Annotated in this window: 6 protein-coding genes and 2 pseudogenes; 3 read left to right on the forward strand and 5 right to left on the reverse strand. The window is 66.3% G+C overall.

Going from position 1 to position 12,141, the window contains the following annotated elements:
- Window position 1 precedes the first annotated feature (1 nt).
- The 3 genes and pseudogenes from ABZ154_RS27365 to ABZ154_RS27375 all read left to right on the forward strand — a co-directional run bounded on the left by ABZ154_RS27365 (window position 2) and on the right by ABZ154_RS27375 (window position 6,646).
- Window positions 2–4,674: pseudogene (locus ABZ154_RS27365) on the forward strand (putative T7SS-secreted protein).
- Window positions 4,675–4,706: 32 nt separating this feature from the next.
- The gene (locus ABZ154_RS27370) at window positions 4,707–5,456 is read left to right on the forward strand and encodes a hypothetical protein (protein WP_356836877.1); all 750 of its coding nucleotides are present in this window, start codon (window positions 4,707–4,709) and stop codon (window positions 5,454–5,456) included.
- Between the two features lie 509 nt (window positions 5,457–5,965).
- The gene (locus tag ABZ154_RS27375; RefSeq protein WP_356836879.1) at window positions 5,966–6,646 is read left to right on the forward strand and encodes a hypothetical protein; all 681 of its coding nucleotides are present in this window, start codon (window positions 5,966–5,968) and stop codon (window positions 6,644–6,646) included.
- Between the two features lie 165 nt (window positions 6,647–6,811).
- Here ABZ154_RS27375 and ABZ154_RS27380 read toward each other — a convergent pair whose 3' ends face one another.
- The 5 genes and pseudogenes from ABZ154_RS27380 to ABZ154_RS27400 all read right to left on the reverse strand — a co-directional run bounded on the left by ABZ154_RS27380 (window position 6,812) and on the right by ABZ154_RS27400 (window position 12,028).
- Window positions 6,812–7,507, reverse strand: coding sequence for a hypothetical protein (locus ABZ154_RS27380; RefSeq protein WP_356836881.1), 696 nt, complete (start codon window positions 7,505–7,507; stop codon window positions 6,812–6,814).
- Between the two features lie 77 nt (window positions 7,508–7,584).
- On the reverse strand, window positions 7,585–7,860 hold the full coding sequence (locus ABZ154_RS27385; protein WP_030595208.1) for a hypothetical protein: 276 nt from the start codon (window positions 7,858–7,860) through the stop codon (window positions 7,585–7,587).
- Window positions 7,861–8,629: 769 nt separating this feature from the next.
- Window positions 8,630–9,658, reverse strand: a pseudogene (locus ABZ154_RS27390) (IS110 family transposase); the annotation flags it as partial.
- 233 nt (window positions 9,659–9,891) lie between these two features.
- Window positions 9,892–11,010, reverse strand: a complete 1,119-nt coding sequence (locus ABZ154_RS27395) for an acyl-CoA desaturase (RefSeq protein WP_356836883.1) — start codon at window positions 11,008–11,010, stop codon at window positions 9,892–9,894.
- A gap of 7 nt (window positions 11,011–11,017) precedes the next feature.
- Window positions 11,018–12,028, reverse strand: a complete 1,011-nt coding sequence (locus ABZ154_RS27400) for a ferredoxin reductase (RefSeq protein ID WP_356836885.1) — start codon at window positions 12,026–12,028, stop codon at window positions 11,018–11,020.
- Window positions 12,029–12,141: the final 113 nt, after the last annotated feature.

The raw sequence follows: 12,141 nt of genomic DNA on the forward strand, positions 1-12,141 counted from the left end.
CATGGGGTTCGGGGATTTCGTCCGGGACATCACGCCCGATGTCGTCGAGGACGCGGTCGAGGACGGTGTCGAGTGGGCCGGTGACCGGGTCGAGGATGCCGGGAACTGGACCGGTGACCGGTTGCAGGACGCCGGCTGGGAGTCCGGGGCGGACTGGGTCCGGGAGAAGTCCCGGTCCGTGGCGAACCGGATGGGCGCCGAGGTCGACGAGATGGACCTCGGGCAGACCGAGGACAAGACCAAGCTCGTCTACGGCAGCCCGTCCGAGATCCGGTCCACCGCCACCCACCTCCGTAAGCTCCAAGGCGCGTTCGACAAGGTCGGAGGCGGGCTCAAGGGCGTGGACTCGTCCGCGCTCAAGGGACAGGCGGCGGACGCGTTCCGGAACTCCGTGTCGGTCGAACCGCCGAAGTGGTTCAAGGCCGCCGACGCGTTCGAGAAGGCGGCGGGCGCGCTCGACTCATTCGCCGGGACCGTGGAGTGGGCGCAGGGCCAGGCGCAGACCGCGATCGACAAGTGGAAGGCCGGGACGAAGGCGTCGGAGGAGGCCAGGGACGCGTACAACGAGAAGACGACCACGTACAACAAGGCCGTCGACGTCTACAACGCCAAGCCCGCCGACGAGCGCGATCCCTCCACCCTGCCGGCCAAGCCGGGCACTTTCAGCGATCCGGGCACGGCGCGGATGAAGGAGGCCCAGGAACTGCTCGCCGAGGCCCGCAAACAGCGCAACACCGCCGCCGAGACCGCGCGCAAGGCGGTGACGGCGGCGCGGGACACCGCCCCTCAGAAGCCGCGGTACGCCGAGCAGGCCATGGACGGGCTCGCCGAGTACCAGGTCATCAAGACCCACCTCGCGGGCGGCGTCGTCAAGGGCGCGGCGGGCATTCTGACCTTCGCGCGCAGCGTCAACCCCATGGACTTGTACAACATCACCCACCCCGCCGAATACGGGCTCGCGCTCAACAACACCGCCGCCGGACTCGTCCGGGTCGCCAACGACCCCTGGGGCACCGGCAAGCAAATGGTCACCGACTTCATGAAGGACCCCGCCGAAGGCTTCGGCCGACTCCTCCCCGACGCCGCCCTCACGGTTGCCACCGGCGGCGCCGGGGCAGGTGTCAAGGGCGCCCGGGTGGTGAAGGAAGCCGCCGACATCGCCTCCGACGCCCGCAAGCTGGAGAACCGCTCACCCGAAGGTACCCATAACCGGCCCGACAGCGAGCGCACCAGCGGAGGCACTGACCCGGTTGACCTCGCCTCCGGTCGCATGTTCCTCCCTCAGACCGACGTGAGGCTCCCCGGCGTACTGCCCCTGGCGTTCACACGTCGCTTCGAGTCCGGTTACAGCGCCGGCCGGTTCTTCGGACCCTCCTGGTCCTCAACCGTCGACGAGCGCCTGGAGATCGATGCCAACGGCGTCATTCACGTCACCGACGACGGACTGCTCATCACCTACCCCCACCCCCTGCCCGGATTGCCCACCCGCCCGGAATCCGGCACCTCACGGAATTCCCTGAGCCGTGATGAAACCGGCGACTACACCCTCACCGACCCCGACACCCGACTGGCCAAGTACTTCGCTGCCCCTCACGGAACAGAACCCGGCCAGGACGGAACCGCCTGGCTCGTCCAGATCGGTGACCGCAACAACAACGTCATCAGCATCGATCGCACTGCCGACGGCACACGCAGGAACTCGTCCACTCCGCTGGGTACCGCCTGTCGCTCACCAGCACCGGAACAGTGATCACCGTGCTGAGTGTGAGAGATGAGACCGGGGCAGCGATCCCCATCAGGTCCTACGGCTACAGAGGCGGCGATCTCACCACCGTCACGAAACCGTCCGGCGCCACACTCACCTTCATCTACGACGATCGGGGGCGGATCACCGCCTGGATCGACTCCAACAACCACCGCTACGACTACACCTACGACAACAACGACCGCGTGATCGCACAGGGAGGCGAGGGCGGACACCTGCAGATGACCCTCGCTTACACCGATCCGGACACGGCGACCGGCCACCGCACGACCTCTTTGACGACCGCGCGCGGTCACACCACCCGCTTTCTCGTCGGCAGAGGCAGCCGCATCCTCTCCACGACGGACCCGCTCGGCCATACCACTCGCTTCACCCACGACGCCCGCGGAAGGCTGCTCACGCTCACCGACCCACTCGGTCGCGCCACAACTCACCAGTACGACGAGGAGGGGAGACAGACTGCGGTCCTCCACCCCGATGGCAGTGAGGAGCACATCGCCTTCGACCGGCTCAGCCTGCCAACTCACTACACGGCTCAAGATGGTGCTCGTTGGCTGCAGGAGTTCGACGACCTCGGTAATCGGACCGCCGTCACCGATCCCATGGGCCACACAACGCGCTACAGCTACGACGCTGCCGGTTTCCTGACCGGGATGACCAACCCGCTCGGAGCGGTCACCTCGATACGGTGCGATGCGTCAGGGCAGCCCGTGGCGGTCACGGACGCCGTCGGTGCCACCACCCGTTACCAGCGGGACCTCCTGGGTCGCCCTGTCCGGATAACCGACGCACTGGGTGCGACCACGGTCCTGGAATGGTCAGCCGACGGACAGCTGGCCAGTCGCACCACCCCTGACGGTTCCAAGGAGTCCTGGACCTACGACGGCGAAGGGAACTGTACGCGTCACGTCGACGCGCTCGGACGGGAATCCCACTTCGAGTACACGCACTTCGATCTCCTCTCGGCGAGCAGGTCACCTGGAGGAGCGAGTTTCGAGTTCCAGCACGATGGCGAACTCAACCTCACGCAGGTCCGGAACACGCTGGGCTCGGTGTGGTCGTACACACGCGACCCTGCGGGGCGGCTCGTTTCGGAGACGGACTTCGACGGCCGCACGCTCACCTACGAGTCGGACGCTGCCGGACAGGTAGTCACGCGCACCAACTTGCTGGGTGAGTCCATCACGTACGAGCGTGACGCGTGCGGCCGAGTTACCCGCAAGGACGCGGCGGGCGCGGTGACGACCTTCTCGTACGACCGAGCGGGGCGTCTGCTCCATGCTGTGGGGCAGGAAGGCGAACTGCTCTATCAGTACAACCGAATCGGTCGTGTGAAAGCAGAGATAGCCGACGGCCGAGCCACCACCTATACCTACGATGCGCTGGGCCGCCGGACCCAGCGCATGACACCCACCGGTCAGCGCACCAGGTACGCCTATGACGCCTCCGACCGGCTCACCGAGCTGATCAGCGGCAACCGGACCATCGCATTCACCCACGACCTGGCGGGCCGCGAACTGACGCGCGCTTTCGGGCCCGAGCTGACCTTCAACTCGGCGTGGGACGGCGTCGGCAGGCTGGTCGCACAGCACATCTTCCGTGGCAAAGACACAGTGAACCGCCGGTCCTACACCTACGACGCCGACGACCGGCTCACGGCGGTCGACGACACACTGCGCGGCATGTCGCGCTTCACCCTGGACGCTGTCGGCCGGGTCGTGTCCGTTACGGCGGACCGATGGGCCGAGAGCTATGCCTACGATGCCGACGGAAATCAGACTTCGGCGTCCTGGACTGCCTCCCATCCCGGCCAGGAGGCTACGGGGCCTCGTTCCTATGCCGGCACGGAGATCATTCGGGCCGGCGCGATCCGCTTCGAGCACGATGCTCTGGGCCGGGTCACTGCCCGCCGGAAGGCACGGGTGTCCCGCAAGCCCGACACCTGGCAGTACACGTGGGATGTCGAGGACCGTCTGACGGCGGTGACCACCCCGGACGGCATCACGTGGCGCTACCGCTATGACCCTCTTGGCCGCCGCACAAGCAAAGTCCGGCTGTCCGACACGGGTGACCCCATGGGCGAGGAGGTTCGTTTCTCCTGGGATGGCACCACGCTCTGCGAGCAGACCACGTTGTCTTCGGAGCTTCCTCGTCCAATCACACTCACCTGGGATCACGACGGTATTCGCCCGATCGCCCAGACCGAACGCATCCTGTGCTCGACCACGCGACAGGACGTGATCGACGAGCGATTCTTCGCGATCGCCACCGACCTGATCGGCACCCCCACCGAACTCATCGATGAGACCGGGACCGTGGGGTGGCAGTCCCGCGTGGCTCTCTGGGGCAGCACGACATGGCCGAGGGACAGCACGACGTACACGCCACTCCGCTTTCCCGGCCAGTACTACGACCCGGAGAGCGGCCTGCACTACAACCACCATCGGCACTACGATCCGCAGACCGCGCGCTACCTCACAGCCGACCCTCTCGGTCTTTCGCCCGCGCCCAACCCCCGTACCTACGTCCACAACCCCCACACCTGGTCCGATCCGCTGGGGCTCGGACCCTGCCCCCGAGGAGGGTGGGAAGAAAAAGCCGACTTCTCCAGCCAGAGTGTGATGAGCAAGAAATTCCACGCCCATGCGGGAGATTTTTTGGACGAGCCGGGTAATCTCAAAAAAGCGAATCTCCAAAGGTTCGAAGATAGTATGCGGGCTCACATAAAAGCGGATGACACGAAGATTTACCGATTCGACTACAGAGGCCAAGGGCAAGCGATCGGCTTCATTGACCCGACCACTCAGAAGATGGTCATGCTGCACGCGGACACCGGAAAATTCTGGTCGGGCTATAAACTGGGCGACAAGCAATTTCAGAGCATCATCGATAAAGGGTTCCTATGGTGATTGAGTCGAACGAGGGCGGAACTGAAAGCGCCATGACTGTTCTCGACAGGCAGGGCGCCTTCAGCGGACAATGGCTCGCGACAGGAGAGAAGAAGATCGCCCCGGTGCCGGCAGGCAGCCGCACGGACGACTCTCTCGTCAGGCGTATCACCGAGGGATGCCGGACTGCAGGAGCCGACGCCGTCCTGGTGATTCACCCCTCCGCCGGGGCAATCGCCCCTGCGGACAGCCTGCCGCCGGCCGATCCGGGCCTTGTCTCGCTGCCTGCGGATCTTCTGCTCGTCGCTGCGAACCTGGAGGGCGCGGTCCTCTTTCCCGGGCCGGGCTACGCCTTGGTCGCCGGCACGTCGGCGTTCCTCGCGGGAGCGGCGCCGGAGGGAGTGGACCAGGCGCGTGCTCGCTTCGCCCGTTACGCTCGGGCAGCAGCACGGAAATGGCCCGCTCTGGAGTCGACCGCTCGATCGTTTCCTCCCGGACACATCGCCTGGAAGCACCCGAGGGACGTTCCTGAGGCCACCGCCACGGGCCAGCAGCTGGCACTTATGAGAGATGTAGCAGCCGGGCGCTGCACGGGGGCGGAATTCGCCGTCGGTTGGCTGGACGCACGTCGTCGTTCGCAGCAGCAGGGCGAGCGGGTCCGCGATCCGTTGGAGACTCTTCTCGATCGTGTCTTCTCGCTGCTGGAGGACTACTCCATCGACCCGCAGTTCATAGAGCCGGAAGATTTGTCGGATGACGAACTGAAGAACGCCGTCATCGAACTGCTAAGAAAAGCGGAATGACCAGCGTGAGAGACCTCTGGGGACCGGCCGCCATGGAGGCTGGTGCCGGGGTCGGCTCCTCGCGGGCGAGAGCCGGGCGCCTCCGGACGTGGCGTCCGATCCATTCAGGTCGTGCCCCATCCATGCCCAGCAGAGCGGACAACAGCGGTCAGGTACAGCCTCCAGAGACCATGACAGTCCAAGCTTCCTCACGAGGAAACGCAGGTCAGACCCATTCCAGCGGCCCAAGAACCGCTGATTCCCAAGCTCAGAGCGCGAGTTCGATTCTCGTCACCCGCTCTTCCATGAGGCCCCAGGTCAGCGACCTGGGGCCTCATCGTTGTCTAGACCTGATCAGGAACCGCGCACCACCTTTGCACCACCTGGTCCCTCGCGCAGCGTCCAACGGCACCGGCTAACCATGGATTCGTCGACGCCACTGGTGCGTAGGCGTCGCCAAGTCCATCAACCGGGTAACGAGGTATCCCACCCTGACCGACGCCGGCAGTGCAGCCATTACGATCGCGCGCATGCCTCCGCACCCTCACCTTCCCGCTGCCATCGACGCCGCCAACGCCTTATCCGCCGGGCTGCAAAACCCTTCGCTGCTGGTGGGCCTTCACCGCGACATCGACGGCTTGATCGGGAAGGACGGCAAGTCGCTCGGGCGCTCGACGAAGCAGTACGCCCTGCGGTGGGGAATCTTCACGATGTCCTACGCGGCCGTCGAAGCCTTCTTCAACGACGTCCTTGCCCTCGATCCGTCCCAGACGCGGCATCTCCCGCTCAACCCGGACAAGCTCCGCCACGTAGGGCAGCAGCACGCGGTCCGGCTCTTCACCAACGACTGGGGAGTTCGTACGAGAATTCTGGGCAATGCCCCCGGCAACCGATCGCGTTGGACGGCTTACGTGGGCACCCAAGAGGTGCAGCTGTACCTCGCCGACATGAAGAACCTCCGCGACATCCTGAGCCACGGAGGGGACCCATACGCGGTGTCGAACCGCTCTGGAGCGTTGTGGCCCCTGAAGAGCGGTAGGCACTCGATGCGCCTCATGGGCGCTGAAGGCTTCATCCAAGCGTGCTGTGACCTCGCCTCGCAAACCGTGCTCGCCTTCGGCGGGGACTCTGCCGACCTTCCCAAGTGGCCAGAGCCTGAGCGGTCGGGACTTTCTGCGGAACGGCGTCCGTCGCTGCCGCTGTTGGACTGATCACGTCCGCCCGGCTACCTGCTCCATCGCTCATCGTTGTCCAGTTCACTGACGGACGCTGCTGTCCGCTGCTGTACACGGCTCAGAGCGCGAGTTCGATTCTCGTCACCCGCTCTTCAATCAAGGCCCAGGTCAGTGACCTGGGCCTTGTTTCTGTTCCGGCTGCTACGGCTCTGCGTCGAGGACTCGGGCGGCTTCGCGAGGGTCCATCAGGTTGGACCAGGCTTGTTCGGCGGGGAGCAGGTCCCGCTCCGGCAGGGCGTATTCGGGGTACCAGCCGTCGGCCTCACAGCCGGGGACGTTGCGCAGGATCAAAGTGGCGAGGTTCGACGGGACCGAACCCGTGATCCGCACCGCGAGGTAGGTTTCGTGACCGTCGTCGGCGCGGACCTGAAGGCCGATGGTGAAGGTGTCGAAATCTACCGTGTGCTCCTCGCCGTCCCGGAGGGTAGAACGGCTCAGGGTCAGAACCGTGGTCCGGAGCCGCCTGACGAAACGGACTCCCGCTTCGGCGCGATAGCGGACGTGGTCGTCGCGAGTGGGGAGCAAGTGGGCGGTGTACGTGGCGGACTTGAGTGCGTCGGCATTGCCGGCGTTGTAGCGGGTTCGGGCGGTCTTGCCGTCAGCTTCGAGAGCGGCGTAGAAGTCGTCGGTGGAGCCGTCCTCGCGGCGGCCGGCCGCCACCAGCCACGGAAGATCGGCGTCCACCCAGACCGCCCCGCGCCAGCGCTGGACCTTCACCTTGAACAACACCTGGTCATCGACAGCGCGAATGCGCTCATGCTTGGCATCGTCCGCCGCGAACTGCTCGGCGGTCTTCGCCAGGATCGGGTGCTCGATCCCGTCGAGGGGGTCGGTCACCGCCGGCAGGGGGAGTCCGAGGTCATCGCATAGGCGTCGCAGGGTGGGCCTGGCGGGACGCATCGCAGCGGGACCAGTCATTCGTCGATCCCGCCGACCGCGTCGATCTCCTCCGATGTCAGCCCGGTCAGGAGCATGACGTCCGACTTCAGGGAGCCGTCCAGGACGCTGAGCGCCTCCACCATGCCCTCACGCAAATCCTCACGCCTCTGGTCCAGATAGACCCGTACCGCCTCCGCGACCAGGTCCTTCTTCGTCAGGCCCAGGAAATGCGCGCCCTGGCTGATCAACTTGTCCGTCGCCGGGTCCACCTTGAGCGGCGACTGCCGGGGCGGCTTCGAAGCCGTGGTCATAAATCCCATCTCCACATCTACGGTACCTTAGTACCTCACATTGCCTCGCTGGTGACCGCACTGAGACGCGGTCCGCCGACCGCCCGTATCGCCAGGGATGAAATCGCACGACGGCAAGCGCCTGATCCAGCACGGTGACGCTTCTCCGCTCACGGCACGGCGGCATCGATCACCCTCGTGCCCCATCCGTGCCCTTCGGAGCGGATAGCAGCGGTCAAGTACGGTGGCCAGAGACCACACCAGCCTCGACCGATCCGGCCAAACATGCAGGTCAGAGCGACTACTACCGTTCAAGAACCGTTGATTCCCAAGCTCAGAGCGCGAGTTCGATTCTCGTCACCCGCTCCACGAAAGAGCCCCAGGCCAGCCGCCCGGGGCTTTCTTGTCGGCCCGGAGCGGAATCCGGATGTCGCCGACCGGCTTCGGTCGCCAGCCAGGCCGGGGTGTACATCAGCTCAAAAGGGGGCCTGCCGCGCCGCCCCCGGCCGTGCTTGTACCAGGGACCTGCTCACACCAAGTCATGGTCCACCTCGTCGCCCTTCTCATCTGCCGTCGGCTCGTCGTGGAACCGGAGAGAAGCTCCCACTCAGTTGCTGTCCGGCGTGCGCTCACCAACCTGTAGGACCTGGGCAGCAGCGGACTCCACTGGCCGAGTAGGCCGTCGTGTGGCAGCAGTGACGTCGCCCAAGGGCGTGAGGTGCGGCCGGGGAGATGCTCTTATGGATGTCATTGTGAGGTGACTCGGGGCTGCTGCTGTGGCGTTGGTGGCGGTCAGGACGTGGAAGATCCCGCGGGCGACGAACCGCTTGAGGCAGCGGATGATCTCCTTCTTCGAGAGACCCTCTTTGGTGCGTCGTTCCATGTAGGTGCGGGTTCGCTGGCCCCAGCGCAGGCGGCAGAGCACGATCCGGTAGAGGGCCGCGTTCGCCGCTCGGTCACCGCCCCGGTTGAGGCGAGGGCGGTGGGTGCGGCCGGATGAGGCCGGCAGTGGGGCGACGCCGCAGAGCATCGCGAACGCCGCTTCCGAGCGGAGCCGGTCGGGGTTGTCGCCCGCGGTGACCAGCAGCTGGCCCGCGACGTCCGGGCCGACGCCGTTCAGCTCGGTCAGGGCCGGGGTTGATCTCCTGTGTGAGCGGGGCTATGAGCTCGTCCAGTTCATCGATCTCCTGGCCCAGGTCGCGGTGACGGCGGGCGAGGGACCGCAGGGCGATCTTCGTCGCGGTGCTCGGGTCGCCCGCCTGGTCGAGGCTGGGGCGGAAACCCGCGCAGATGGTCAGCAGGTCCTTGTCCTTCAGGTGCCGCAGCATGGTGCGGACGCCTTCCGGTGCGGTGATGATCAGGGTTTTGATCTGCCTGGTGACGTCGGACCGCTGCTGGACCGGGCTGCGGCGGGCGACCCGCAGAGCACGTAGGGCCTCGACGCGGCCGTCACGGAACTTCGGCGTGCCGGTGCGGCGTTCGGCGAGCGCGGCCCGTGCCGCCGCCTCGGCGTCGACCGGGTCGGACTTGCCCTGCCAGCGGCGGTCTAGCGGTCCGGGCGGTCGATCTCGACCACCGTCACGTCGTGTTCACGCAGGTAGCGGGACAGACCGGCGCCGTAGGCTCCGGCGCCCTCGACTCCGACCATCAGCAGGGTCCCGAAGGAGCGGAGCCAGGTCAGGAGCTTGCGGTAGCCGAGGGCGGAGGCGGGGAACTGGGCTGAACCCAGGACCCGCCCTGCCGTGTCGATCGCGGCTGCGGTGTGGGTGTCCTTGTGGGTGTCGACGCCGCCGGTGACCTCGACCTCATGCTGTGCCATCGTGGATCGTGCCGTCCTCTCCATTCGACCGGCCGGGATGGCACCCGTCGGCCGGGAGGACGGACAAGACAGTGATGGGGCCTCTGGCCAGGCTCTTATGAAGTCACGTCCCCCGGTCCGGCGGATGCACGCGAGCGTCCCCCGGCCGGAGCCGACAAATCCCGTTGAGGGCCCTGAGTCAGTCAGGCGGCGGGTCAGACCCCGCCGGGGAACGCTCACGTACATCCTCACTGTCAGGCGGCGATGAGGCCCGGCTCACGGTCCGGCGTTCCGACCTTGGGCTGCTTGTTCGGCAGTGCGAGCCGGAAGACCTTGTGCCACGCGGAGAACACCTGCTTGGGCAGCGGGCCGGTGACGTACTCCAGCTCGTACTTCTCGAACAGAGCGCGCACCTTCACCGCGACCTCGGCGTACCGGTTGCTCGGCAGGTCCGGGAACAGGTGGTGCTCGATCTGGTGCGACAGGTTGCCGGTCATGAAGTGCATGGCCTTGCTGCCGCTGATGTTCGCCGAGCCCATCATCTGGCGTAGGTACCACTGGCCGCGCGTCTCGCCCCTGATCGACCGGCGCTCGAAGACCTGTACGCCCTCGGGGAAATGCCCGCACATGATCACCGAGTGGGTCCAGATGTTGCGGACCAGGTTCGCGGTGAATGTTGCGGCGAGTGTGGGGAGGAACGACGGGCCCGACAGCAGCGGGTGGATCACGTAGTCCTTGAGTACCTGCTTACGGATCTTGCGGCCGACGGCCCTGGCCCGCGCACGGAACTCCGGGTTCTTGCGGCGGCGCTTGTGGAGGTTCTTGCCGAGCTCCAGGTCGTATGCCGCGATGCCGTACTCGAAGAAGCAGGCGTTGAGGAAGTTCCACAGCGGCTGGCCGAGGTGGAAAGGGTGCCACTTCTGGTCTTCGTCGACGCGCATGATGCCGTAACCGAGGTCGTTGTCCTTGCCGATCACGTTGGTGTACGTGTGGTGCAGCTCGTTGTGCGAGTGCTTCCACTGATCGGCCGGTGAGACGTGGTCCCACTCCCAGGTGGTGGAGTGGATCTTCGGGTCTCGCATCCAGTCCCACTGGCCGTGCAGGACGTTGTGGCCGATCTCCATGTTGTCCATGATCTTCGCCACGGACAGCCCGGCGGTGCCGATCAGCCACGCGGGCGGGAAGATCGAGAACAGCAGCACACCCCTGCTCACCAGCTCCAGCTTGCGCTGCGCCGAGATGACCCGGCGGATGTAGGCGGCGTCCTTCTCGCCGCGGTCGGCGATCACCTCGTCGCGGATGGCGTCCAGCTCGCGGCCCAGTTCCTCGATCTGGTCGGCGGTCAGGTGGGCGGTGGGGTCGATGGCGGTCAAGGTGCTCCTACCGTTCGATGTCGCAGGGGCCCGCCGCGGCGGACACACAGGTCTGGATGAGGACGCCCGGCTCGGCCTCGGTGATCTCGCCGGTACGCAGATCGCGGACAGCGCCGGCCTTGAGCGGCGTGACGCAGCCGAAGCAGATGCCCATACGGCACCCGGAGGGCATGAGCACGCCGCCCTCCTCGCCGATGTCGAGCAACGGCGTGGCGCCGTCAGCGTCGATGGTCTTGCCGGTGGCGCTGAACGTGACCTCGCCGCCCTCGCCGGCGACGATGATCCCGGCGCGGAACCGTTCGGTGTGCAGGCGTTCCTGGACGCCCTGTTCGGTCCAGTGCTCTTCGGCGGCGTCGAGCAGACCTGCGGGCCCGCAGGCCCAGGTCTCGCGCTCGGCCCAGTCGGGCACGAGTTCCTGGAGACGGGCGATGTCGAGCTTGCCGTCGGTGTCGGTGTGCACCTCGGCAAGCCGAAGCTTCTTGTCCACGACCAGGCTGTGCAGTTCCTCGCGGAAGATCACGTCCTGAGGCTGTGGCGCACAGTGGACCATGACGACGTCGTCGAGTTCGGTGTCGCGCAGCATGCCCATCACGGGCGTGATGCCGCTGCCGGCCGTCAGGTAGAGCACCTTGGCGGGCTTGGCCCGCGGCAGGACGAAGTCACCGGTCGCCTGGTCGAGCTGGATCAGCGTGCCCGGTTTCGCCCTGCGGACCAGGTGATTGCTGACCTTGCCGTCCGGGATCGCCTTCACGGTGATCGTGATGCGGCCGTCCTGGCGGTTCGTCGGCGAGGTGATGGAGTAGGCACGCCACAGGCGCACTCCGTCGACGTCGACCCCGATCCTCACGTACTGGCCGGCTGTGTGGCCGCGCCAGCTGCGCCCCGGCCTGATCACGACAGTCGCGGCGTCATCGGTCTCGTAGTGCACGGCCTCGACGCGCCCACACAGGTCAGCGCCCGCACGCAGCGGGCTGACCAGGTCGAGGTAGTCCGACGGCAGCAGCGGCGTCGTGACCATCTCCAGTAGTTTCCACGCCCTACTGCGGAGGGCTCCACTCGTCATGACTCCAGCTTGCTGCGCCTCTAGGCGTAAAGTCCTGACCACAGGACGTAAATCTGGTCGGCTGAATT

This window comes from Streptomyces sp. NPDC006261, from assembly GCF_040613515.1.
Lineage (GTDB): Bacteria > Actinomycetota > Actinomycetes > Streptomycetales > Streptomycetaceae > Streptomyces.

Bases quoted from the DNA above. Each gene is read 5' to 3' on its own strand.
- ABZ154_RS27385 (WP_030595208.1), bottom strand. From the start codon at position 7,860: ATGACCACGGCTTCGAAGCCGCCCCGGCAGTCGCCGCTCAAGGTGGAC.
- ABZ154_RS27400 (WP_356836885.1), bottom strand. From the start codon at position 12,028: ATGGTCACGACGCCGCTGCTGCCGTCGGACTACCTCGACCTGGTCAGC.
- ABZ154_RS27370 (WP_356836877.1), top strand. From the start codon at position 4,707: ATGACTGTTCTCGACAGGCAGGGCGCCTTCAGCGGACAATGGCTCGCG.
- ABZ154_RS27375 (WP_356836879.1), top strand. From the start codon at position 5,966: ATGCCTCCGCACCCTCACCTTCCCGCTGCCATCGACGCCGCCAACGCC.